This window comes from Paraburkholderia sp. NPDC080076 (assembly GCF_050281145.1).
In the GTDB taxonomy this organism is placed as follows: domain Bacteria; phylum Pseudomonadota; class Gammaproteobacteria; order Burkholderiales; family Burkholderiaceae; genus Paraburkholderia.
In genome coordinates, this window is record NZ_JBNNWQ010000001.1 from 684,411 (window position 1) to 708,740 (window position 24,330).

21 protein-coding genes are annotated in these 24,330 nt (G+C 63.2%); 16 read left to right on the forward strand and 5 right to left on the reverse strand.

Annotated elements, in window-relative coordinates:
- The first annotated feature begins 312 nt into the window (after nt 1-312).
- The 16 genes from ACQKRQ_RS03070 (at nt 313) to ACQKRQ_RS03145 (ending at nt 19,415) form a co-directional block, all read left to right on the forward strand.
- Nucleotides 313-2,415, forward strand: a complete 2,103-nt coding sequence (locus ACQKRQ_RS03070) for a fimbria/pilus outer membrane usher protein (RefSeq protein ID WP_427474979.1) — start codon at nt 313-315, stop codon at nt 2,413-2,415.
- Between the two features lie 452 nt (nt 2,416-2,867).
- Entirely contained in the window at nt 2,868-3,821 is a 954-nt protein-coding gene (locus ACQKRQ_RS03075) for a hypothetical protein (RefSeq protein ID WP_165923927.1), read from the forward strand.
- 60 nt (nt 3,822-3,881) lie between these two features.
- Entirely contained in the window at nt 3,882-5,087 is a 1,206-nt protein-coding gene (locus tag ACQKRQ_RS03080; RefSeq protein WP_427474980.1) for an HlyD family efflux transporter periplasmic adaptor subunit, read from the forward strand.
- A gap of 11 nt (nt 5,088-5,098) precedes the next feature.
- Entirely contained in the window at nt 5,099-7,207 is a 2,109-nt protein-coding gene (locus ACQKRQ_RS03085) for a peptidase domain-containing ABC transporter (protein WP_427474981.1), read from the forward strand.
- Entirely contained in the window at nt 7,200-8,504 is a 1,305-nt protein-coding gene (locus ACQKRQ_RS03090) for a TolC family outer membrane protein (protein ID WP_427474982.1), read from the forward strand. The genes ACQKRQ_RS03085 and ACQKRQ_RS03090 overlap by 8 nt, the downstream gene beginning before the upstream one ends.
- A gap of 174 nt (nt 8,505-8,678) precedes the next feature.
- Nucleotides 8,679-9,101, forward strand: a complete 423-nt coding sequence (locus ACQKRQ_RS03095) for a MarR family winged helix-turn-helix transcriptional regulator (RefSeq protein WP_132377902.1) — start codon at nt 8,679-8,681, stop codon at nt 9,099-9,101.
- Nucleotides 9,102-9,182: 81 nt separating this feature from the next.
- Nucleotides 9,183-9,605 (forward strand): MarR family winged helix-turn-helix transcriptional regulator, encoded by a 423-nt coding sequence (locus ACQKRQ_RS03100; protein ID WP_427474983.1) that lies wholly within the window; start codon nt 9,183-9,185, stop codon nt 9,603-9,605.
- A gap of 85 nt (nt 9,606-9,690) precedes the next feature.
- On the forward strand, nt 9,691-10,791 hold the full coding sequence (locus ACQKRQ_RS03105) for an HlyD family secretion protein (RefSeq protein ID WP_427474984.1): 1,101 nt from the start codon (nt 9,691-9,693) through the stop codon (nt 10,789-10,791).
- Nucleotides 10,792-10,798: 7 nt separating this feature from the next.
- Nucleotides 10,799-12,370 (forward strand): DHA2 family efflux MFS transporter permease subunit, encoded by a 1,572-nt coding sequence (locus ACQKRQ_RS03110; protein ID WP_132377898.1) that lies wholly within the window; start codon nt 10,799-10,801, stop codon nt 12,368-12,370.
- 10 nt (nt 12,371-12,380) lie between these two features.
- A complete protein-coding gene (locus ACQKRQ_RS03115) occupies nt 12,381-13,814 on the forward strand; it encodes an efflux transporter outer membrane subunit (protein ID WP_427474985.1) in 1,434 nt (477 codons plus the stop codon).
- A gap of 54 nt (nt 13,815-13,868) precedes the next feature.
- Entirely contained in the window at nt 13,869-15,056 is a 1,188-nt protein-coding gene (locus tag ACQKRQ_RS03120) for a thiolase family protein (RefSeq protein ID WP_427476064.1), read from the forward strand.
- Nucleotides 15,057-15,252: 196 nt separating this feature from the next.
- A complete protein-coding gene (locus tag ACQKRQ_RS03125; RefSeq protein WP_132377892.1) occupies nt 15,253-16,530 on the forward strand; it encodes a NupC/NupG family nucleoside CNT transporter in 1,278 nt (425 codons plus the stop codon).
- 15 nt (nt 16,531-16,545) lie between these two features.
- A complete protein-coding gene (locus ACQKRQ_RS03130) occupies nt 16,546-16,935 on the forward strand; it encodes a cytidine deaminase (RefSeq protein ID WP_408175053.1) in 390 nt (129 codons plus the stop codon).
- The gene (locus ACQKRQ_RS03135) at nt 16,932-17,897 is read left to right on the forward strand and encodes a nucleoside hydrolase (RefSeq protein ID WP_427474986.1); all 966 of its coding nucleotides are present in this window, start codon (nt 16,932-16,934) and stop codon (nt 17,895-17,897) included. Before ACQKRQ_RS03130 ends, ACQKRQ_RS03135 begins: the two co-directional genes overlap by 4 nt.
- A gap of 213 nt (nt 17,898-18,110) precedes the next feature.
- Nucleotides 18,111-19,046 carry a 2-dehydropantoate 2-reductase gene (gene panE, locus ACQKRQ_RS03140; RefSeq protein WP_132377885.1) on the forward strand — a complete coding sequence of 312 codons (936 nt, stop codon included), beginning with the start codon at nt 18,111-18,113 and terminating at the stop codon, nt 19,044-19,046.
- 69 nt (nt 19,047-19,115) lie between these two features.
- Complete coding sequence (locus ACQKRQ_RS03145) at nt 19,116-19,415, forward strand: hypothetical protein (protein WP_132377883.1); 300 nt, start codon at nt 19,116-19,118, stop codon at nt 19,413-19,415.
- 94 nt (nt 19,416-19,509) lie between these two features.
- Here ACQKRQ_RS03145 and ACQKRQ_RS03150 read toward each other — a convergent pair whose 3' ends face one another.
- Genes ACQKRQ_RS03150 through ACQKRQ_RS03170 form a run of 5 tightly spaced genes read right to left on the reverse strand, consistent with a single transcriptional unit; the run spans nt 19,510 to nt 24,325 of the window.
- Nucleotides 19,510-20,556 (reverse strand): ABC transporter substrate-binding protein, encoded by a 1,047-nt coding sequence (locus ACQKRQ_RS03150; RefSeq protein ID WP_408175050.1) that lies wholly within the window; start codon nt 20,554-20,556, stop codon nt 19,510-19,512.
- A gap of 32 nt (nt 20,557-20,588) precedes the next feature.
- Nucleotides 20,589-21,716 carry an NAD(P)/FAD-dependent oxidoreductase gene (locus tag ACQKRQ_RS03155; RefSeq protein WP_427474987.1) on the reverse strand — a complete coding sequence of 376 codons (1,128 nt, stop codon included), beginning with the start codon at nt 21,714-21,716 and terminating at the stop codon, nt 20,589-20,591.
- Nucleotides 21,709-23,142, reverse strand: coding sequence for an FAD-dependent oxidoreductase (locus ACQKRQ_RS03160; RefSeq protein WP_427474988.1), 1,434 nt, complete (start codon nt 23,140-23,142; stop codon nt 21,709-21,711). The genes ACQKRQ_RS03155 and ACQKRQ_RS03160 overlap by 8 nt, the downstream gene beginning before the upstream one ends.
- Nucleotides 23,139-23,531, reverse strand: a complete 393-nt coding sequence (locus ACQKRQ_RS03165) for a (2Fe-2S)-binding protein (protein WP_427474989.1) — start codon at nt 23,529-23,531, stop codon at nt 23,139-23,141. Before ACQKRQ_RS03165 ends, ACQKRQ_RS03160 begins: the two co-directional genes overlap by 4 nt.
- The gene (locus ACQKRQ_RS03170) at nt 23,531-24,325 is read right to left on the reverse strand and encodes an ABC transporter permease (protein ID WP_427474990.1); all 795 of its coding nucleotides are present in this window, start codon (nt 24,323-24,325) and stop codon (nt 23,531-23,533) included. Before ACQKRQ_RS03170 ends, ACQKRQ_RS03165 begins: the two co-directional genes overlap by 1 nt.
- Nucleotides 24,326-24,330: the final 5 nt, after the last annotated feature.

The following is a 24,330-nucleotide window of genomic DNA, read 5'->3' on the forward strand; positions in this document are numbered from 1 at the left end:
CGTGTGTCGAGGCTGCCACGGTCACGGTTACCCTCCCTTTTCCTTTCCCGCATGCGCGGATCTCTCCCTGACAGACGTCTGCACTCGACAATGCAGCAATGCCGCTCAACGCTTTTGCCGCGCGTAAAACTTGCGGCCCGTTTGGGAAAGTTCCGGCCTTCTCTCAGTGAAATCGTCTAGCGGGCGCGAGCGCCAACGCCGATACTTTTGTTAGAAACGCGACCACGCAGAGCAACGTGCACATCGCTACACGCATAACGAACACTGACGGTTGAAATGGCGGGGAAAAGACAGTCCGAATTCGCGCGGGGATTGAATAGGCGTGCGTTCAGGCATACCCATGCGCTGATGTTCGGCGCGCTCGGCGCTTGCGTGCCGGCGTCCGGGCACGCGCAGGCGCTTGCCGGCGTTGGTAGCGTGTTCAGCGGCCAGCGCAACGACGATCGCGTCGATGCTTCGGTAACAGTGCCTGAAGTGCCTCCGCCCACAAGCGAACCTGTCGTGAATCCGTACGCTGAGAGTCCGTCGGCGGCGCTCGGCTACGCGTTCAATACGTTCCATACGTCCAGCGAAGGAGCAGCGGACACACAGAGTTATCTTGGCTTAACTGCCGGCGTCAATATCGGCAGCTGGCGAGTGCGCGAGCGGGGTGTGTTGCAGTCCAATACGGGGCGGGGCACGTCCTACCAGAATGTCGCGGCTTATTTGCAGCGTGACATCCCCTCGTTGAAGAGCCAGCTCGTGCTGGGGGACCAGTTCACGGACGGCGCTGTGTTCGACAGCATCGGCGTGCGTGGCGTAAAGATGGAGAGTGTCGATAGCGCGGTGTCTGGGTCGCTGCCCGGTTACGCACCTGTGGTGCGCGGCGTGGCGATGTCCAATGCGCTGGTCACCGTTACGCAGAACGGCAACCGTTTATACGAAGCGACAGTTGCGCCAGGGCCGTTTGAGATTGATGACGTTGCCCCAACAGGGTACGGCGGCAATCTGCTCGTTACCGTGACGGAGGCGGATGGAAGTCGGCACAGTTTCACCGTGCCGTATTCATCTGTCGTACCGCTTGTGCGGCCAGGCTCGACGCGCTTCAGCATCGTCGGTGGCGCGACCCGTGACGCGCAGATCAGGCATCACGGCGCTTTGCTGCAAGGCGCGGTTCAGCACGCTATCAACAGCGTGATGACGGGCTATGGCGGGGCGATCGTCGCCGACGGCTATCTGTCCGGCCTGATCGGCGCGGCGCTCCGTACGCCGATCGGCGCACTGTCGGCCGATGTCTCGGAGGCTCAGGCCGATGTATCGCATGCACGGAGTATGCGCGGCACAAGTCTGCGCATCGGCTATAGCGAGTTCATCGAGCAGACGGATACGAACGTGTCCGTCGCGGCGTACGGCTACTCATCCGGTGGCTTCTTCACGCTGCGCGACGCGATGCTGGGGCGGGACGCAATGCAAGCGGGTTCTGGCGCAGACGGCATCAAACGCCGGCGCAACCAGTTGCAGATCACCCTGAACCAGCGCGTCGGCGCCGGTGACGGTTCGCTTTATGTGGTCGGCTCGACATCGAATGCCTGGAACCGTTCGGGCTCCGATACGCAGTTTCAGATCGGATACACCGGCGCGTTACGTGTGGCCGAAACGAATCTGAACTACACCGTATCGGTTTCCCGTCAGCGCAACGGGCTGGCAGGGCCAATGAGCAATCAGGTGTTCGCAAGCGTCTCGGTGCCGCTAGGCAAGGTAGAGCGCGCTTCGTCGCTGTCGGCGGGCCTGATGCATGACAGTCGTGCCGGCTGGTCCGAGCAGGCCATGCTCGCGGGCTCCGCCGGCACCGCGGATGAACTGCGTTACGGCATATACGGAACGCATTCGGAACGGTCGACTATAGGTGGTGGCAATGCGCAGTACCAGAGTGCCTACGCGACTTTCGGTGGGAGTGCGAGCGGCGGTTCGGGCTACTCGCAGGCGTCGGCGAATATTCGGGGTTCGGTGTTTGTTCGTCAGCGAGGCATCGCGCTGAGCAACGAACCTGGAGTCGCAGCGGACATTGTTTTGCCGAAGAACGGCATGAGTGTCAGCGCGCCGGACTCTGTTGGCCCGAACGCGAGCAGTCCCGGTTATGTGCCGGTGCCGCATCTGGGGCCGGCCGGCACGGATCCGATTGACATCGGCGTCCGGCGCGACTTGGCCAACGGCAGCGCCGAGCCGACGGATCCGGAGACTGCGTCGCGATGGAATGAGTGGGTCATCAAGCAGGAGACGGTTGGCGACAACGTCGCTGCGAATGTCGCCACTGCGGACCAGACGGAAGGCGCCGAGCGTCTGATGCTGTTCACGAACATCATGCCGATGAAAGTGTATGCACGTAATTCGGTTGTTTTGTGGTCGGACGTCGAGCGCGGGAACGGGCATCACTGAAATAGCCGGGGGCGCTCACGCGCGATGTCCCGACTCGGGGCTGTCCGAAAATCTGCGTGGCCCAGATGGATAAAGATTCGAGAATTGGCCGAGTCTCCCTGGAGGCAAAGCCATGTTTTGTAGGTCGTAGTCTGTAGTTATAGCTGTACTCACTTTATTTCACAAAAAAGGCAAGAAAATGCAAAAGATCGATCGTAACGCGCTGGCTCAATCGAAAATCGCCGGTGGCTGCTGCAAGGGCTACTGTGCACCGGCGAAGCCGGCTCCGGCACCGGCACCGGCACCGAATTGCCACGGGGGGCGTAACTAAGCAGCGTTAAGGGTGTAAGGGCGGGCTGATTACCCGCCCGCAGTCTCGCGAAGCCCGATCGTTCGCGATCGGCCTTCGCGTTCAGATGACGAATGATGGCGTTCCCGCGGAACGGCTATGTCACCGTGACGAAGGAGCCAGCATGGGGTTGTTAAAAGCGTTGCGCGCGTTGCCCGTTGCCGTCAGGCGCGGTGCGAGGCGCGGCCGCGCCTGGGTGCAAGGCGCCTGTCTCGCGCGCATACCTCTGCGTGCGATCGAACCGCTTGCAATTTTCGCGTGGTACGTGGGGAGTCGTTTCAACGCTCGGCTACGCTGGAGCGGTATTGAGCGGCGGGATGTCGGGCGCGACGTGTTGAAGCTCGAACAGATTGACGACCATCGCGTCCTGTCGGGCAGGGTGCTCGAGAAACTGATCGATCAGCGGCTTCATTTCGGCCGCCAGCGCAATCGCGCGGAAGCCTGGCCGGATTTGCAACGCGCGGCTGGCGTCCTCGCGCAGATCATCAGGAAAGTGAAAACAGCGACGCCGGAGCGGGCGGTCATCGTTTCGCCGTTTCACTACCTTTCGCAATACGCCAATATTTATCTGATCGACGAACTGCGCAAGCAACTCGGTCTCGCATCGATCGGTGTCGTATCGGGCGTGCCGCAAGACATTTACGGAAGCGATGAGGCGATGATTCCGCACATCGACATCCTTCACACCTATAGCGAAACGAACCGCGGCGGATTGGGATTGCGCGCGGCGCGTTCGCTCAGACGCAACGGCGTCGTCGTGCTGTTTTCCGACGCGCCGCCATTCGCGTTGAGCGGCTATCCGATGGAGACGGTCGGCGTGTCCATGTTCGGCCGTTCGGCGCGTATTCATAACGGCGTATTCCGTATGGGCGCGCCGCTCGACGCGCTGCTGCTGCCGTTCTATCTGCGCTTCGAACGTGGGCGTTTCAGTGCCGTCGTGCTGGAGCCGATCGAGCTCGCGCAAAGCGACGCACCTCAACGTGTCGCCGACTGCATCGAGAAAGCGCTGAGAGAGAACTATGCGCGCTCACTGGCCGCCGGACATCCTTCAATGTACGCATTTGCGCCGGCCAGATAAGCCACACGAGCAGCGTTGGAAAGACACATCTCGTCTCAGAAGAGAGGCGGCAGGACAGTAATGGAACCAACCAGTATTCCGCAGTTCAAGGACATTTCCTGGCGCTGGATCGCCTATGCCGCGTCGGCAATCGTGGTGGTGGCGATTGGCTTCGGCTTTCTGCATGAAGTCGAGCTCAAGCAGGACGTGCAGTGCGAAATCGTATCGCCATCCGAAGTGAAGGTGCGGGGCTTGGCCGGACTCGTGACGTCGGTATATGTGCGCCCGTCGGAACGCGTGGCGTCGGGTGCGCGCCTGTTCACGCTGCAGCGCGATCTGTCGTTGTCGAGCGACGGCCGCCAGCGCAATGTTTTCGACGCGCAAATGCGGGACGAGCAGATTCGTGTCGCGGACGAGCAGTATGCCCAACGCAAGGCGCAACTCGCCGCGCAGCGAGATGCGTCGTCGCTGACCGGCGCGAGCCGTAGAGCGGAACTCGGCGCGCTGAACGAACAGATCACGCAGAACCGTCAGCTTTCCGACGAATCGCAGCAGAAGCTCGCACGCCTCAAATCGGTGTCGGACTACGTCACCGCCGATCGTATCGAGCAGGCCAGTGCGGACGAGCATCAGGTCAAGGTCTCCATTGCTCAGGGCATTGCACGCCGCGAACAGTTGCTGGGCGAGATATCGACGCTCAGCGGCACGCTGATCGACCTCGATGCGCAACTGAAAGAGAACGACGCCAGGCACGAACAAAGCATTCAGGAAATCCAGATGCGCTTCGAGCAGTCGCGCCTCGACGCAACGATCTCGGCACCGCGGGCGGGAGTCGTCACGTTTTCGAAACTCGTGCCGGGTCACACGCTGGAGGCATCCGACGTCGCGCTCGTCATCGCGACGGACGAGAAGGGCGCGTTGCGGGCCGCGCTGCGCATTCCGTCGCGGCGTCGCGGGTTCGTCGAAAAAGGTCAGACCGTGCGGCTTAAATTCGATGCGTTTCCGTACGCGAAATTCGGCAGCTACGAAGCCCGCATCGACGCTATTTCCGACACGACGATGCAGGCCTCCGCGGCGCCTCCTGGCGTTCCCGCCTCGCTGGCCGCTCAAGGCGGTGGAGACGGCGACTATCTGGCGTGGGCAACGCTGCGGGGCAAGACGTTCGACTACGGCAAGCAACATTTCGACATCTTGCCGGGCATGCGGGCAACGGCGAGCATCGTCGTCGAGCGCAGGACGATCGCCGAATGGGTGCTGGCGCCGCTTTTCCGCATGATCAGAGGCTAACAGGAGACCCGGTGCGAACGATCTATCAGAACGAAGTCGCGGAATGCGGCTATGCCTGCCTGGCAATGGTGCTTTCACATCTCGGCCGCGCGACTGAAGTGCGCGAGTTGTCCGCGTTCAGGCCAATCTCGGCAAATGGCCTGACTTTGATGGATCTCTACGACGTGGCGACCGACTTCGGCCTGGCCGTACAGGCCTACCGGTTCGACATGGCGGATCTTCATTCGGTCAAGCGAGGCTCGATTCTTCACTTCGGCGGCGCGCATTTCGTGGTGTTCGAGAAGTGCGGGCATGGCTACGTTCAGGTCCTCGATCCGGCCAACGGGCGGCGGCGGGTCTCGATGGGTACATTTATGGCGAGCGTGTCCGGTTATCTGCTGGAATGTTCGGCAACGCCTTCCATGCCGCGTATTCGCGCGAAATCGCCGGTGCCCGGTGCGCTTGCACGCGTGCGGGCATTGAATCCCGCACTGCGCAGACAACTGGCGAAAGTCATGTTCGTCGCACTGGGAAGCCAGTTTGCGATTCTCGCCATGCCTTATCTCGGCAACCTCGTGCTCGACTACGTGGTCTCCGCGGACAACCTGAATTTGCTGAGCGTGTTAGTGCTGACATTTGCCGGCATTTTCGCGGTCGGGGCGCTGAGCCAGTATGTGGAGTCGCGCCTTGTCGAACTGCTGCATCAGCTTACGCAGGTCAACATGACCGAGGGATTGCTCGGCCATCTCCTGCGCAACCCGATGTCGTGGTTCGAAAAGCGTCATGTCGGCGATGTCTTCGCACGCGTCAAGGCGCAGGACGAGATCAGCGTCTATGCGACCCGAACCGTCACGTCCATGTGCATCGACATCGCGGTGGGATCTCTGGCGCTGGGTCTGATGCTGGTGCAGAGCCGCATGCTGACGGCCGTCGCCGTGGCCATGTTCATCCTCTATCTTGCCGTCGCGCTGGGCATGTTCGCGCGCATGCGGGACAACCACGCGCTTGTGCTGGAAACGTCGGCGCGCTGCGACGACGCATTGATCGAAACGATCCGGGCTGCGAGCCTGATCAAGCTCGCGCAGGGCGAGACGCGCCGTACGGCGCTCTACATGATCAAGTACAAGGAATATGTGGGCGCACTGCTGACGAGTAACAGGTTGAACAGCGCGCGCGACGCGATCCTCAAACTGGTCCAGTACGCGGACACGATTGCGATCACCTGGTTCGCCGCGCGGCTGATGCTGGCCGGCAGCGTTTCCGTGGGCGTGTTCTATTCGTTTCTGATCTACAAGTCGTTGATGTCCGAGCGCTTTGCCCATGCCGTCAATGGCGCGTTCGCGTATTTCATGCTGAGCGTGCCGACCGCGCGCGTGGCGGATATCGTCGAGTGCGAGGAAGAGCGATATACGCCGCTTGCCGAGCGCAACCGTGTGACGGAGATACGTATGTTCGAGCGTATCGAGGTGCGCAACGTCACGTTTCGCTACGGCGTGTCCGACCAGCCGGTTCTGCGGGACGTGAGCATCGATATCCGGCATGGCGACAAGATCGCCATTACGGGTCCGTCGGGCGCGGGGAAATCGACGTTATTCAAACTGCTGTCGGCTGCCGAGCCGCTTCAGGAAGGTCAGATCATGCTCAACGGCATCGCATGGCCCAATCTGACTATCGACGAAATCCGCCGACATGCGGCCCACATGCGTCAGGGCGATCTGATTCTGCACGGCTCGATTGCCGAAAACATCACGTTATTTGCAGCCAGTATCGACGAAGACCGCGTACACGCGCTGCTCGAAGACGTCGGATTGATGCAGGACGTCATGCGTCTGCCGATGCGCACCCGAACCGTGATTAGCGACACGATTGCGAACATCTCCGCTGGCCAGCGGCAACGCCTGCTGTTGGCGCGTGCGCTCTATCAGGGCCGAAGTCTGCTGCTGCTCGACGAGCCCACGTCCAATCTGGATCCGGCTTCGGTGCAACACGTGGCTGCCTTGCTGCGCCGGCTGAACTGCACGGTTGTCGTGATCACCCACGACCGGTCACTGGCAGCCGCGTTCGACGTTCGGTATCGCCTTGTAGACGGTGCACTGGTGCCCGAGCACTTACATCCTCTGCCGGAGCCGATCCATGCTTAAGTTCCGTGTCGCGCGCGTTGCGGTGCACCTGTTTTGCGCCATGGCGAGTCCCGCATTTGCGGCTGACCTCCTCACCGTCACGCAGCAGACGCTCGGCCGCGACTCCAGCCTCGCGCAGACACGTGCGGGCTACGCGGCCGCGCAGCAGGCCGTTCCGCTGGCGCGTGCGGGATTACTGCCGCAGATTTCCGCAGGCTGGGGGCGCACCTACAATCGCCTTGCGACAGATGGTTTTCCGACCACGACCTACTGGCAATCGGGCTGGACCGTCAATATCGCGCAGCCGTTGTTCGACTGGACGAAATGGAGCAATTACAAGCAGGCGGATTTTGTCGAAGCGCGCGGCGCTGTCGAACTGAATGCCGCGCAACAGGCGGCGATTCTGCGCGCCGTGCGTATCTATTTCGAAGCGCTTGTCGCCGAGGATGAACTGAGGCGCGTGAGCGAATACGCGGCCGCGGTCGATCAGCACCTGCAGTTGATCAATCGGGGCAAAGCGGCGGGTGAAGCAACGCTGATCGATCTGCGCGACGCCCAGACCGCGCGTGAAAAGGTTGCGCTCGAGCGGATGGATGCTGAAAACACCTTGCTTGCAAAGCGCCGGGCGTTCGAGCAAGCCACGGGCGTGCCGTTCGAGACGCTCGCGCGATTGCCTGACTCGCTGCCCATGCCGCGCCTGCAACCTGAGGACGTCGAGGCATGGGCCGCCCAGGCAAAGAATCACGCGTTTGACGTACAACTGAAACAACTGGACTGGCAGATTGCCCGGATGGAAGTGAGCAAGGCGCAATCGGCGCACTTGCCCTCGGTTTACCTGACCGGAAGCTATACCCCGGCCGGCGCGGCATCCGGCTATTCGCGTCCGACAACCACCACGACGGGCATGCTCGCCGTGTCGATACCGATTTTTTCCGGAGGTGAGACACAGGCAAAGGTGGAGGCGTCATCGGCGCTGGAAGACAAGGCGCAAGAGGGCTTCACGGGCGCCACGCGGGACGCCGAAGCCGCGGCACGCGACGATTACAGCCGCTATCAGTACGGGCGCACGCGAATCGACCTGCTCACGCATCTGGTGGCGTCATCGCGAGAAGTGCTGGCGGCCACCCGAGTCGGCTTCCGCGTGGGCAGCCGGACGGCCAGCGACGTGCTCAGAGCGATCGACGCACTCTATTCTGCGCAACGCGATTTGCTGGCGGCTCGTTATGACGCCATCGTCGCGTTGATGCAACTCAAGGGCGACACAGCCGCCCTGAGCATTGCCGACGTGGTCCAGATCAACAATGTGCTGGTGCACTGAAGGGACAGTGATTTGGCCCGTTGATATGGCAGACGTGCTAAAAATAACACTTTCGCGTGGGTAACCCCATATAGCGGGAAGCAGCATGGATGAGGCCGTTGCCCAAATTCAGCAACACTGTGTTCAAAATAGCCAAACTTGACTCTGTGCGTATGCACATATAGACTCCACCTCATGAACCGTCCCATCTCTTACGACGAATGCAACTGCTTCGCGCTGCGCCAGGCGGCCCGGCACGTCACGCAAATCTACGAACGCCACCTCGGCGAAGTGGGCCTGACGGCTGCGCAGTTCACGATTCTCGCCAAGCTCGCGCGCATGCCGAATCTGCCCATGGTGGATCTGGCCGACGCCATGGTGATGGAGCGCACCACGCTGGTCCGCGCTATGAAGCCCCTGCAGCGCGACGGGCTGGTGGTGGCCGAATCGGCGGAACATGACGGCCGCACGCTTCTGTTCAGCCTGACGGACAAGGGCGAAGCCACGTTCGATCAGGCGGCCATTGCGTGGCGCGCCGCACAGGACGAGTTTGAAAAGAAGTTCGGCCATGCGCGCGCCAAAACGCTGCGCGCCGAACTCTTCAGCATCACCGGCTAGTTGAGGCGCGCCTGCTCGTTCCGACGAGCATCGGTTCGTCTGTTTATGTGCATACGCACTCACAAACGAGGAAGTGCAGCAATGGAAGGGCTCTTCGACGACGACTGCTTTGCCATCCGCCAGGCCGCGCGTTATGTCTCGCAGATATACGACCGGCACCTGGCGAATGTCGGGCTGACCATTACGCAGTTTTCGCTGCTGGGACGGCTCAAACGCACCGGCCCCATGACGATGAAGCAAATGGCTGAAGTCATGCGCATGGAACGCACCACCCTGGTCCGCACGATTCAGCCGCTGCGCCGCAACGGCCTCGTGTCGAGCGAGGCGCTCGGTGCCGACGCGCGGGCGCTGACGATCACGCTCACGCCTGCAGGCGAGGCGCGTCTCAAGGCAGGGGGCGAACATTGGCATGCCGCGCAAGCCGAATTCGAGCATCGTTTCGGCGAACGGCGCGCGGCTGCATTGCGAGGCGAATTGCTCGCCATCACACGGGATTCAATCTGAAGTCGCGGATACGGCGACGTACAGCCGGCGCAATCCACGCGCCGTTTTTCTTAACGTAACGAGTGCATACGCACATATCGACACCATGTCCACTACTCCATCGACTATCGCCCCGCCGAGCGCGGCGCAGACCGCCAAACCGGCACGGCGCATTCCGTGGATGCTGCTCGCGGTCATCACAGTGATTGCCGTGCTGGCGCTTGCTGCGTCGTACTGGTTCTTCGTCGGCCGCTTCGTCGAAACGACTGACGATGCCTACGTGGGCGGCGATGTCACCGTGATGGCGCCGAAGGTGAACGGCTTCGTTACGGATGTGCTCGTGCACGACAACCAGTTCGTCCACGCGAACGAGGTGCTGATCCGGCTCGATGCGCGCGACTACGACGCGCGGCTCGCCCAGGCCACGGCGGAAGTGCAGAGCGCGCAAGCCGCGGTGATCGAACTGCAGGCGAAGAAATCCTTGCAACTCGCCACCATCAACGAGCAGGCCGCCGAGGTGCGCGCGTCCGGCGCCGAATTGACGCGCAGCGCCGCGGACCAGACGCGCTACCGCGAACTGGTGAAGGACGACGCGGTATCGAACCAGGTGGTCGAACGCGCGGATGCCGATCTGACCAAAGCGCGTGCGGCGGTCGATCGCAGCGGCGCCGCGCTGATCGCGGCGCAACGTCAGATTGCGGTGCTCGACGCGCAAATCGGCGACGCCGAGGCGCGTATCGCGACGGCGCAAGCCGCCCAGCGTGTCGCGGCGCTGAATGTGGAGTACACGACGATTCGCTCGCCGATCGACGGCTATATCGGCAATCGCACGGCGCGTGTCGGGCTGCTGGCGAACACCGGCGTGTCGCTGCTGACCGTGGTGCCGTCGAGCGGATTGTGGATCGACGCCAACTTCAAGGAAGACCAGTTGAAGAAGATGCGCGTCGGCGACAGCGTCGATGTCGATCTCGACGCATCGAGCACTGCGATTCACGGTGTGGTGGAAAGTCTGGCCCCGGCCACCGGCGCGACGTTCAGCGTGCTGCCTGCCGAGAACGCCACGGGCAACTTCACGAAGATCGTGCAGCGCGTGCCGGTGCGTGTGCGGCTGAATGTGCCGAAGGAAATGCAAGGCGTGCTGCGCCCCGGTCTGTCGGCCACGGTGAAAGTGCATGTGAGTTCCGGCAACGCGCCGGTGCGCGGATGAGCCGATCATGACCCAAGTTCTCGCCAACCCCGCCGACCTGCCGACGCGAACCAAAGTCCTGGCGTTCACGCTGATGTGCGTGGGGTTTTTCATGGCGACGCTCGATATCCAGATCGTGGCGTCGTCGCTCAAGGATATCGGCGGCGGTTTGTCCGCGAGCCAGGACGAACTCTCGTGGGTGCAAACCTCGTATCTGATCGCTGAGATTCTGGTGATTCCGATGTCCGGCTGGCTCACCCGCGTGTTCTCCACGCGCTGGGTGTTCGCGTTTTCCGCGCTCGGCTTCACGATCACCAGCATGTTGTGCGGTCTCGCGTGGGACATCAACTCGATGATCCTCTTCCGCGGTTTGCAGGGCGCGCTCGGCGCCGCGATGATCCCGACGGTGTTCACCACGGCCTTCGTGCTGTTTCCCGGCAAGCAGCGGCTGATTGCATCCACCACTATCAGCGCGCTCGCCACGCTCGCGCCGACCATTGGTCCGGTGATCGGCGGCTGGATCACGTCGCAATGGTCGTGGCACTGGCTGTTCTATCTGAACCTGGTGCCGGGTCTGGCCGTCGCGCTGATGGTGCCGAAGTACGTGCATTTCGACAACGTCGAACTGTCGCTGCTGAAGAAAGGCGATTACCTGGGCATCCTTCTGATGTCCGGTTTTCTCGGTTGCCTCGAATACGTGCTGGAGGAGGGGCCGCGCAAGAACTGGTTCGGCGACGACGTGATCCTGACGTGCGCGTGGATAACGGCGATCTGCGGATTCCTGTTCATCGTGCATGCGTTCACCGCGAAAGAGCCGATCGTCGATTTGCGCGCGTTGGCGATCCGCAACTTCGGCATTGGCAGTCTGCTGTCGTTCATCACCGGGATCGGGATTTTCTGCGCGGTGTTCCTGACGCCGGTGTTCCTGTCCCGTGTGCGTGGCTTCGATTCGTTGCAGATCGGCGTGGCGTTGCTGTCGGTCGGCTGTTTTCAATTGGTCGCGATGGTGGCGTATTCGGTGGTCGCGCGCTTCATCGACATGCGGATCCTGCTGGTGTTCGGCCTGGTGCTGTTCGGGGTCGGCTGTTATCTGTATGTGCCGCTGACCAATCAGTGGGGCTGGCAGGAGTTGCTGATCCCACAAGCGTTGCGCGGCATCGGCCAGCAGTTCTGCATTCCGCCCATCGTCACGATGGCGCTCGGTTCATTGCCGATGTCGAGGCTTCGCTCCGCAAGCGGTCTGTTCAACCTGATGCGTAACCTGGGCGGCGCAATCGGCATTGCGGTGAGCAGCACGATGCTCAACGACCGCCTGAACCTGCACTACGAGCGGCTCGATGAACATCTGAACGTGGGCCGTCCGGTGGTCGAATCGATCTTGCAGCAGCAAAGCGCGCATTTTGCGGCGGTGGGCGGCAACGCGCTGAACGCGGCCAACGCCGGGCTCGGCCAACTGCACGCGCTGCTGATGCGCGAAGCACTCGTGCTCACGTTCTCCGACACGTTTTACGCCCTGTCGCTCTGTTTCCTGGTTGGCCTGCTGAGCGTGCTGTTCTCGCGCCCGTTCGGCAACACCGCACCGCCGCCCGATGCTCATTGAGGAATTCAACATGAAACCGATCCTTGTCAAAGTACTGGCGAGCGCCGCTTTGCTGACGCTCGCGGCGTGCGCGGTGCAACCGGCAACGCACGCGGATTTGCCGCAAACCGTGAAGACCGTCGCGCCTGCCGCATGGAATGTCGACGCGCCGCAAGACAGCGTGAGCGCCAACGCGTGGTGGGCGCAGTTCGGCGACCCGGTCATGCATCGACTGGTCGAATCCGTGTTGACCGGCAACCTCGACGTGCAGGCGGCAGTGGAGCGCGTCAGGCAGGCGCAGGATCTGGCGAAGCAGAATCGCGCGGCGCTGCTGCCGGAGTTGAATGCGAGCGCGACCGCGTCCAACTCGCGTCAGAACACGCCGCCGCCGCTCGGCTATGTGCGTCAGGCCGGTGTTGGCTTGACCGCGAGCTGGACGCCGGATGTGTTTGGTGGCGAGCGTCTCGCGGTATTAGCGGCGCAGGCGCAAGTGTCGGGACGTCAGTCCGCATTGAATGAGGTGCGCCTCGCGCTCGCGGCGAATACCGCGGCAGCGTATATCGATCTGCGCTGGGCGCAATCGCAGTTGCAGATTCTGAGCGACAACGAGCAGATCCGCGCACGCGCGCTGAAGCTCACGCAGCAGCGTCTGCACTACGGCCTGTCGACGCAACTCGACGTCGCGCGCGCACAGAACCAGCTCGAGGATTTGCAGGCGCAGATCCCGCGCGTGCAATCGGCGGTGCAGCATCAATTGAGTCTGATCGCGGTGTACTCGGGCCGCACGCCGGAGAGCGTCGACAGCTTGCTGCTCGCCAATGCACGCAACATTCCGGTGCCCGCGCAAAGCGTGCCGCAGATGCTGCCCTCGGAAGCGCTTCTGCAGCGTCCCGACGTGCGCACCGCCTACGCGACGGTCGAACAGCGCGCGGCGGAAGTGGGCGTGTCGAAAGCGCAGCGCTATCCGCAGTTCCGCCTCAATCTCGCCGACGGCTTACTGGCCTCGTCCTATCTCGGCTTGCCGACGCTGACCGACAACCTCTTCAGCGCCGCCTTGAACGCGACGAGCCCGATCTTCAACGCGGGCCGCATCACCGCGAATATCGACGCGAGCGAAAGCCGCATGCGCGAATCGCAACTCGGCTTGCAGCAAACCATGCTGCAAGCGCTGAAGGAAATCGAGGACAACCGCAGCGATCTGGTGAGCGGCGCCGTGCAGGTGCAACGTCTTGGCGGCGCGCTCGATGCGTCGAACCAGGCGCTGCGTCTGTCGAGCGAACTGTACAAGGGCGGCGCGGCGGATTTTCTCGATGTGCTGACCGCGCAGGAGGCGTATCTGCGTGACGCGGAGTCGTTGAACCAGGCCAAGCGCGAGCATGCGCTTTCGGCTGTCGCGTTGTACCGGTCGCTCGGCGGCGGCTGGGATGCGCCTGACGCGGTCACGGCGGTATCGGCGAACAACTGATCGAACGATGCACGCGCATGGCCAATGAGGTGTTGAACCAACTGGAGAGAAATGATGGCGAACCAGCGAGAAGTAGTGATCTGCAATCCGGTGAGAACGCCGATCGGCGCATTCGGCGGATCGTTGAAGGACGTGCCGGCAACCGAAATCGGCGCGGTCACCGTGCGTGAGACATTGCGCCGCAGTGGACTCGACGCGGCTGAGTTGGCGTCGGTGGTGATGGGCAATGTGATCCAGGCCGGCAACAAGATGAATCCCGCGCGCCAGGCATCGATCGGCGGCGGTGTGCCAGTGGCCGTGCCGGCATTGACGGTCAATCGCGTGTGCGGCTCGGGCGCGCAGGCAATCGCATCGGCGGCCCAGGAAATCCTGCTAGGTCTCGGCGATGCGGCCGTGGCGGGCGGCATGGAAAACATGGACCGCGCGCCGTATCTGCTCGACGGAGGCCGTTGGGGCTACCGCATGGGCAACGCGCAGATCCACGACAGCCTGTTGCGCGATGGCCTGAACGACGCGTTTTCCGGCGAGCATTCCGGCTGGCACACCGAAGACCTCGTCGCGCAATTCGACATCACGCGCGAAACTCAGGACCGTTGGGCCGCGCGTTCGCAGCAGCGATTTAGCGAAGCCCAAGCGCGCGGCGATTTCGACGCCGAACTGGTTGGCGTGGAAATAGCAGGGCGCAAAGGCCCGCAGCATTTCACGCGCGATGAACAGCCGCGTCCCGACACCACCGTGGAAACGCTGGCCAAACTACGTCCGGCATTTCGTCCGGACGGCACGATCACCGCAGGCAACGCGCCCGGATTGAACAGTGGCGCGGCCGCAATGCTCGTGGCCGAGCGTGGTTTCGCGGAAGCACACGGTATCGCGCCGTTCGCGCGTCTCGTGTCTTATGGCGTTGCCGCGGTCGAGCCCGGCATGTTCGGCCTCGGTCCCGTGCCGGCCGTGGAGATGGCGCTGGCGCGAGCCGGTTGGCAATTGCTCGATGTCGAGCGCTTCGAAATCAATGAGGCGTTTGCCGCCGTGCCGATCGCGGTTGCGCGCAAACTCGGCATTGCGGACGAACTGATCAACGTGCAAGGCGGCGCGATCGCGCATGGCCATCCGATCGGGGCGACCGGTGCCGTGCTGACGACACGCCTGCTTCATTCGATGCGACGCGACGGCCTCAAACGCGGCATCGTGACGCTTTGTATTGGCGGTGGCCAGGGCATCGCGCTGGCATTGGAAATGCTGTGACTTTGAGTCGATAGCTGCAGGGTGCGTCGGCATGCGAAATACATGTCGACGCACCCTCGTCGAAGTTTCGCAGATGCGTCTCGCATCAACCGTGATGCATTCTTCGGCACTAGAGTGCCGTCCCATATTTAAAGTTTTTGTTCCGGCATCAGTTTCGTTTAGCATCATTGCCATTTTCACAAGAACATCACGAGACATGGCACTGATCGCTCGAAATATCCTCGGTATTGCCGTACTGCTTTTCATCGCGTTGATCTTTTCCACCAACCGGCGCGCTATCCGCTTACGGACTGTAATCAGCGCGCTGCTGGCGCAGATCGGTATCGGCGCATTCATTCTGTTCGTGCCGTTCGGCAAGTCGATACTTTCGGGCGCGGCGTCCGCCGTCAATAACGTGCTCGGCTACGGCAACGCGGGCATCGAGTTCCTGTTCGGCGGCCTCGTGCAAGCGAAGATGTTCCAGGTCTTCGGCGACGGCGGTTTCGTGTTCGCCGTGCGCGTGTTGCCGGCCATCATCTTCGTCACGGCGTTGATCTCCGTGCTGTACTACCTGGGCGTGATGCGCTGGATCGTGATCGTGCTCGGCACGGTATTTCAGAAGCTGCTCGGCGTGTCGAAGCTCGAGTCGTTCTCGGCAGTCACCACGATCTTCCTGGGTCAAAGCGAAATGCCCGCCGTGGTCAAACCGTTTACGCGCGACATGACCGGCGCTGAATTGTTCGCGGTGATGTCGAGCGGCATGGCGGCCGTCGCCGGGTCGGTGCTGGCGGGCTATGCGGGGCTCGGCGTGCGCATCGAGTATCTGCTGGCGGCGTCGTTCATGGCGGTGCCGGGCGGCTTGCTGTTCGCGAAGATCATTCATCCGTCCACCGAACCGAGCCGGGTACATCTGGACAACCTCAACTTCGACGAGAAGCGTCCCGCCAATATCATCGAGGCCGCGAGTTCCGGCGCGACCGTGGGCCTGAAAATCGCGGTGATGGTCGGCGCGATGCTGATCGCGTTCGTCGGGCTGATTGCATTACTCAACGGGATCGTGGGCGGCGTGGGCGGCTGGTTCGGCCATCCGCAACTGTCGATGCAATCGGTGCTCGGCGTCATCTTCGCGCCGCTCGCCTATCTGATCGGCGTGCCGTGGAACGAGGCCACGATCGCCGGCAATTTCCTCGGCCAGAAGGTCATTCTCAACGAGTTCGTCGCGTATGCGTCGCTGTCGCCGTATCTGAAAGACGCCGCGAGCGTGACCGCGGCCGGTCTGCAGGCGCTCGATCCGCGTACCATTGCTATCCTGTCGTTTGCGTTGTGCGGCTTCGCGAACTTTTCGTCGATCGCGGTGCTGACGGGCGGCTTTAGCGCCGTCGCGCCCGGACGCCGTGCCGAAGTCGCGCGTTACGGCCTGCGTGTCGTGCTCGCCGCGACGCTCTCGAACCTGATGAGCGCCACGATTGCGGGCATGTTCATTACGCTGAATTGAATCGAGGATTGCTGGATGAATATGGAACAACTGTTGGAACGCGCGGGCGTCGCGCGAGAAAAGGCCTATGCGCCTTATTCGAAATTCAAGGTCGGCGCGGCGCTGCTGACCAAAGACGGCCGGGTGTTCGACGGCTGCAACGTCGAGAACGCCTCGTACGGTTTGTGCAATTGCGCGGAACGTACCGCGTTTTTCAGCGCCATTGCGGCGGGTTATCGGCGCGACCAGTTCGCCGCGCTTGCGGTGATCGGCGATACGGACGGCCCGATTGCGCCATGCGGCGCGTGCCGCCAGGTGATCATCGAATTGGGCGGCCCTGAACTGCCGATTCGCCTCGGCAATCTGCATGGCGCCACGCGCGACACCACCGCACGCGAACAATTGCCGGACGCGTTCTATCTATGAGCAGGCACAAGGTCATCTACGACACCGACCCAGGTGTGGACGATGCAATGGCGCTCGTGTTTCAGGCGCTGCATCCGGATATCGAACTGCTCGGTCTGACGAGCGTATTCGGCAACGCGACGATCGAAACAACCACGCGCAACGCGCGCGTTCTCGCCGGACGGTTCGCCGCCGGCGTGCCGGTCGCGCAGGGTGCGGCGGCTCCGCTCGAGCGCAGCGCACCTGAACCGCTCGCCTGGATTCACGGCGACAACGGGGTCGGCAATATCACATTGGATACAACGGACGCGGCCGCGCTCGATGCGCGCCCCGCGCATCGCTTCATCATCGAGACGGTGCGCGCGCATCCTGGCGAAGTGACGCTGCTTGCCGTGGGTCCGCTCACGAACCTTGCGCTCGCGCTTGCCGACGATCCGCAGATCGCCTCCCTCGTCAAGCAGGTGGTGATCATGGGCGGCGCGTTCGGCACGGACGGCGTGCTCGGCAACGTCACGCCCGCGGCGGAAGCCAATATCCTGGGCGACCCTGATGCCGCCGACATCGTGTTCGGCGCGGCGTGGCCGGTTGCGATTGTCGGGCTGGACGTCACGCAGCGCACCATCATGAGCCACGAGTATCTGGCTTCGCTGCGCGAGCGCGGCGGCGCGGCCGGTCAGTTCGTGTGGGAAGTGTCGCGGCATTACGAGGCGTTTCACGAGCAAAGCGCGCAGCTTGAGGGCATCTACGTGCACGATTCGTCGGCGGTGGCCTATGTGCTGGCGCCGCAACTCTATACGACGCGCAGCGGTCCGGTGCGCGTGTTGACGGACGGCATCGCGGTGGGCCAAACCATCCAGAAGCCGTCGGCCATGCCCGTGCCCGCGCCTGCCTGGGATAGCCGCCCCAACTGCAAAGTATGTGTCGAGGTGGATGTGCCAGGCATGCTGGCGCTTTACGAGCGCACCATTTGCGGCACGCTTTGAGAATGACGCGCTCGTATGACAGACTCGCATGCGGCAGGCGCGGATTGATCTGACGTAAGCCGCTGTGCAATGCAACACGCCGGACCACGGCAATCCTGGCCGGTGCCGATCTTCAATCTTTGCTACATTTCTGCACACGCACTGCATAAGCGCCTCATGAAGCCGTGGCTCATGGACGCCGGTGCGTGACCGAAATCTATCAAGAGGCCAAAGATGCGAATTCTAGTAGTAGGGGCGGGCGCCGTGGGCGGCTACTTCGGCGGGCGTCTCGCAGCGGCGGGCCAGGACGTGACCTTCCTCGTGCGTCCCGGCCGGGCGGAAAAGCTCAAGCGTGACGGACTCGTCATCAGCAGCGTGCGTGGCGATCTCAAGCTGCCCGATCCGCAAACGATTCTCGCCGGCGTCAGCGCCGAGCCGTTCGATCTCGTACTGTTGAGCTGCAAAGCCTTCAGTCTCGACGACGCCATCGATTCCTTCGCGCCGCTGGTCGGCGAGTCGACGCTGATTCTGCCGATGCTCAACGGCATGCGCCATATCGACGTGCTCAACGAAAAGTTCGGCGCCGCGCGCGTGCTGGGCGGTCAATGCGTGATTGCCGCGACGCTCAATGCCGAGCAGCACATCGTGCATCTGAACGACACCCACGCGATCACTTTCGGCGAACCGGCCGGCGGCACGTCGGAGCGTGTCCAGGCGATCGCCGACGCGATGGCCGGCGCGAATTTCGACGCGCTGGTCAGCGACAACATTTTGCTGCGCATGTGGGAGAAGTGGGTGTTCCTGGCCACATTGGCAGCCGGCACGTGCTTGATGCGCGGTTCGGTGGGCGATATTCTGGCTGCGCCGGACGGCAAGCGCGTGATCGAGAATCTGTTGGGCGAATGCCGCGCGGTGGCGGAGCACAACGGTTTCACGATGGGCCCGGACTTCGACGCGCGCGCCACGCAAACGCTCTTCACGCCATCGCCGCTCACCGCGTCCATGTTGCGGGACGTGGAAAACCACTCGCATACCGAGGCGGATCATATTCTCGGCGATCTGATTTCGCGCGGCGGCGACGCGCAAAAGGGCGAGCACGGCTTGTCGTTGCTGCGTATCGCCTATAGTCATCTGAAGACGTATGAAGCGAGGCAGGCCCGCACGTCCTGAGCGATACCACGGGCACGAATCGGGACTCCGCTGGCATGGCCAAAACAGCCTAACGATCAGAGGTGAAGCATGCCGAGTCCAATCGGATCAGTGCCCGCACTCAGTGCCGCTTCGGCCACGATCTTCTCGATCGGCATCGTCTTTCTCGGCTACTGGGGTTTGTATGAACCGACCACATGGCGAGTTGCCGACGTCTTCGTCTTCGTGTCAGCGCTGATCGGTTTCGGGTGTCTCGGGCTCGTGCCGTGGGTCGCGACGAGTCCGGTCGAACCCGAATCCAGCGATAGCCGGATTCGCATTGCGCGGCATCTGTTTCTTGTCGGCGTGGTGGGAATCTGGCTTGCGGTGGCGATGTCGGTGATCTTCTAGCGCAACCACGCAACACCACGCTCACGCACAAAAAAACGCGCGCCTTGCAGCTTTGCAAGGCGCGCGTTTTCGTTGAAGCGCAACCAATCAGCGCTTAACGCTCGATCTGCCGATTCCAGCGCGTATCCCACTGCGCGCGGTGCGCGTTGATCGTATCCCAATCCACCACCGTCACCTTGCGCACCAGATCGTCGACGTTGCCGAGGCTCTGCTGCATGGGCGGCGTCATCTTCGCAAGATGGTTGGTGGGAATCTGGCGGCCGGCCTCGGCGGCCCTGGTTTGTGCCGGCGCCGACAAGAGGAATTGCGCGAGCTTCTGCGCCAGTTGCGGATCGGGGTTGTTGTTGACCACGCACAGGTCGACCAGCAACAGCACCGGACCTTCCTTCGGATTCACATAGCCGACCGGAATGCCCTTGTCCGCCAGATCGCCCACGGCGGTCGGCGTCAACGGGAACAGGCCCGCTTCGCCGGTCTGGACCATTTCGGAAATCTTCGCCGAGTTCGGCACGTACTCGACCACGTTCGGTCCCACCGTGCTCGCCCATTTCGTGAAGCCCGGCTCCACGTTCTGTTCGCTGCCGCCCATCAAGCGGTTGATGGCGAGAAAGCCGTGCAGCCCGAAGGTGCTGCTCGACGCCGACTGGAACACCACCTTGCCCTTGTATTTCGGATCGGCGAAATCCATCCACGATGTGGGCGGGGCCCAGCCTTTTTCAGCGAACAGCTTCTTGTTGTAGGCAATGCCGGTCATGCCGAGCTGCACGCCCGCGCCCATATCGTCCTTCATGCGCGCGAACGGATAGAGTTCCTTGAGCACGGGCGCGTCGTCGAGCTTCTTGCACACGCCCATGCTGACCGCGCGCGCCATCACGCCGTCGTCGAGAAACACCACGTGAATCTGCGGGCTGGCCTTGTTGGCGAGCAGCTTGGCGAGAATGTCCGACGACGTGCCCGGCACCACCACCACCTTCACATTGTTGGCTTTCTCGAAGTCGGGCAGCACCTGGCTCGTATAAGCCTTCTCCATCGGACCGCCGTTCATGCCGATGTAGATCGTCTTGGTTTGCGACCACGCCGGCGCGGCCGCGCCGAATGCACACATTGCGGCCAGCGCCGCGAGCGTCTTGAACAGTTTCATTGAGGGGCTCCTGAGATTCACTAAACGAGGACTTAAGCGACCGGCGAGGTCGCGACAGCAGCAAAGCGGCCAATCGAAAAAGCGTCGAGTGGCGTGGCGGTGGCGCCGTCGACGACGAGATCGGCGAGCACGTCACCGACACCCGGCGCGAGCAGGAAGCCGCCGCCTGAAAAACCGAATGCATGCAACAGACGCGGCACGGTACGGCTCGCACCGATGATCGGATTGCTGTCGGGCGTTTCGCCTTCCACGCCGCTCCATGTGCGGATCAGCAGCGCCTCGCGCAACGCGGGCAGCAGCGCGCACGCGTCGCGCATCACGGCGCGCGTGGTGTCCGTCGACGGCTGGCCGTATTCGCCGTCGCCATGTCCGCGTCCGCCGCCGATCACGCAATTGCCGCGCGCCACTTGCCGCGCGTAGATGCCGCCGCCATACACGCCCAGGTTGTGCGTGATGAAGAGCGGCAGCGGTTCGGTGACCCACATGTTCGGGTAGATCGGTTTCATCGGCACGGTCTCGCCGAAGTAGCCCGCCACCGTATTCGCCCACGCGCCTGCGGAATTGATGAGCCAGTCGGCGCTGATGCGCAGGTCGCCGGCGCGCAGTTGAAAGCGCGTGCCGTCGTGATGAATGTCGGTGAGTTCGGTTTGCTCGCGCACGTCCGCGCCGGCGGCCCGCGCGGCTCGCGCGAATGCGGGCGACACCAGCCGCGGATTCGCATGACCGTCCGTCGCGCACAGCGAGCCGCCGACGGCCGCTGGCCCGAGCCACGGATAGCGTTGGCGGAACGCCGCGCCGCTGATCAGTTGCGCGTGCAGTCCATAATCGCGCGCCATGTCGGCCCACGTTTGCAGCGCGACCAGATCGCTTTCGCTGCGAGCCAGGCGCAAGTGTCCGGACACCGTGAATTCGCCGTCGATGCCGATCAGCTCCGGCAAGCGGTCCCAGATACGCCGCGCGCGGATCGCGAGCGGCATCTGTTCGACAGGGCGTCCCTGGCAGCGCACGCCGCCGTAGTTCACGCCGCTTGCTTGCGCGCCGCAATAGCGCCGCTCGAACAGGCCGACGCGCAAGCCTCGCTTCGCCAACGCCAGCGCAGCCGATGAACCGACCAGGCCGCCGCCCGCGATCGCGACGTCGTAGTGCAATGCGTCACTCATCGCGCGCCTCCACGGGGATGTCGGCGATGTCGTCGGCAACCATCTCCGGCGAGAGCGGAATCGGTTTGACGGGCGGCTGGCTGCGCAGGCGGCCCACCGCGTCGACCGATTGGCCGGTTTCCTCGGCGAGCAGGGTCAGCGCGGCTTCGCCGCACATGCGTCCCTGACAGCGGCCCATGCCGACGCGCGTGAGCGCCTTCAGCCGGTTGATCTCATTCGCTTCGCCGTCGCGGATGCAGCGCCGCAACGTGCCCGCGTCGACCTCTTCGCAGCGGCACACGGTCATGTCGTCGGGCCATTGCGACGCGCATTTGGCCGGCGGCGCGAAGGCCGTTTCGATGCCCTCGCGAAATACCGCGATACGTTTCAGGCTGCGCTCGATCGATTCGGCGTCGGGCATGCCCGGACCGCGTGGATGCGCGATGCCGAGATCGTCGAGCAAGGCCAATGCGGCGCGGCGGCCGGCCAGTTCGGCGGCGTCCGCGCCGGCGATGCCCGCGCCGTCGCCGGCGAGATAAAGGCCGCGCACGGAACTGCGTCCCGCCGGGTCCACTTCGGGGAGCCAGCAACGGTTGGTCGCGTCGAAACGGAAGCGGCAGCCCGCGAGATCGGCCAGCTGCGTTTCCGGTTTCAGGCCGAAGCTCACGCCGACCGCATCGCATGCAATGGTTTCGGTCGGCGAATCTTCACGCGACGCGCGCCATTCGAGCGCTTGCACACCATCGACGCCGCGAATGCCGACCAGCGTCACATTGCGCTCGATCCGCACGCCATGCGTTTTCAGCCAGCCGACGTAATACAGTCCTTTCGCGAAAGTAGACGGCAGGCGCGCGAGTTTCGGCGCTGCGGCGATCTGCTGCGAGAGCGGACTCGTGTCGAGCACGGCCACGACTTGCGCGCCGGCTTTCACGTACTGGTACGCCACCAGATACAACAGCGGTCCGGTGCCGGCCAGCACGACGCGCCGGCCGATCGCGCAGCCTTGCGCCTTCAGCGCGACCTGGGCCGCGCCGAGCGTGTAGACACCCGGCAACGTCCAGCCCGGCACCGGCAGCACTCGGTCGGTCGCGCCGCTGGCGATGATCAGATGCGAGAACGGCACGCGCAGCTCGCGCCCCGCGTGCAAGGTATCGAGGCGGCACGCTTCGCAGGCCCACGCGAGCGTGTCGGGGCGATAGTCGAGATGAGGCAGAAGTGCGGCCATGGTCGAATGCAGGGCTTCGGCCTTGTGCGCTTCGAAACCGTAGAGCGTTTTTTTCGAACGCTCGAAGCCGCCGTTCGCGGGCGGTTGCCGATAAATCTGGCCGCCCCAGCGCGCGTTTTCATCGATCACGATCGGCTTCACGCCGGCCGCGACCAGCGTCTCGGCAGCGCGTACGCCGGCCGGGCCCGCGCCGACGATCACGATGCGGCGTTCGTCGCTCATCGGGCGTCTCCGGTTTCATCCGCGGCGCCGGCTTCCACAGCGGCGAGTCGCGTGAGCACACGCATGCCTTCGCTCACGAGCGTCGAGCACGCGCGCACGCGCTTGCCGTCTTCGGTGCGCATCCAGCAGTCCTGGCATGCGCCGATCAGGCAGAAACCCGCGCGCGGCGCGCCGCTGAATTCGCTTTCGCGCACGCGGCGTTGTTGCATCAGCACGGCCGTCAGCAGCGTATCGCCTTGCAGTGCGGCGACTTCCTGGCCGTCGAGAAAGAAGTGCAGCGGTTCGCGCCGCGTTTCCGCCACGCGGATGAACTGAGGCTCGCGGCGTGACGCGGGAGCGTGAGTAGACGGCAAGGTGGACGGCATGAGAGCGTGGTCGGAAGAGGACATCAGTGCTGGCCGATCAGAATGCGGTTCAGGCCGTACACGCGGTCGAGCAGCAGCATCGCGCCACCGGTGATGAAGATCACCAGCGCCGAGACGGAGGCCATCATCGGATCGATCGATTCGGTCGCGTACATGTACATGCGCACCGGCAGCGTGACGGTTTGCGGCGAGGTGACGAAGATCGACATGGTCAACTCGTCGAAGCTGTTGATGAAGGCCAGCAGCCAGCCGCCGGTGATGCCCGGCAGAATCATCGGAAAGGTGATGCGGCGAAACGTGGTCCACGGGTCGGCGCCGAGCGAGTGCGCGGCGTGCTCGACGCTGCGATCGAGGCCGCTCACCGAAGCCAGCACGAGCCGCATGACGAACGGCGTGATGATGATCATGTGCGCGAGCACGAGCCATGCGAACGAGCCGGTCGCGCCGATCAGCGCGAAGAAGCGCAGCAGCGCGATGCCGAGTACGAGGCCGGGAATCACGAGTGGCGACAGCAACAGCCCGTTAAGGAAGCTGCGCCCCGGAAAGCGCGCGCGGCCGATGGCGAGCGCGGCGGGGAGCGCCACGATCAGCGATAGCGTCGCCGAAGCGAATGCCAGCTTCAGACTGTTGAGAAACGCGCCGATGAAATCCGGGTAATTGAGGATCGCGCGAAACCAGCGTAGCGAGACGCCGTGCGTGGGCAACGTGAGCGTTTCGTCGGGCGTGAAGGCGACCAGCACGACGATCACGAGCGGGGCGAGCACGAACGCGATCACGAGCGTGTGGAAAATCAGTGCGATGGGGCCGTTTTTTCTCATGATGT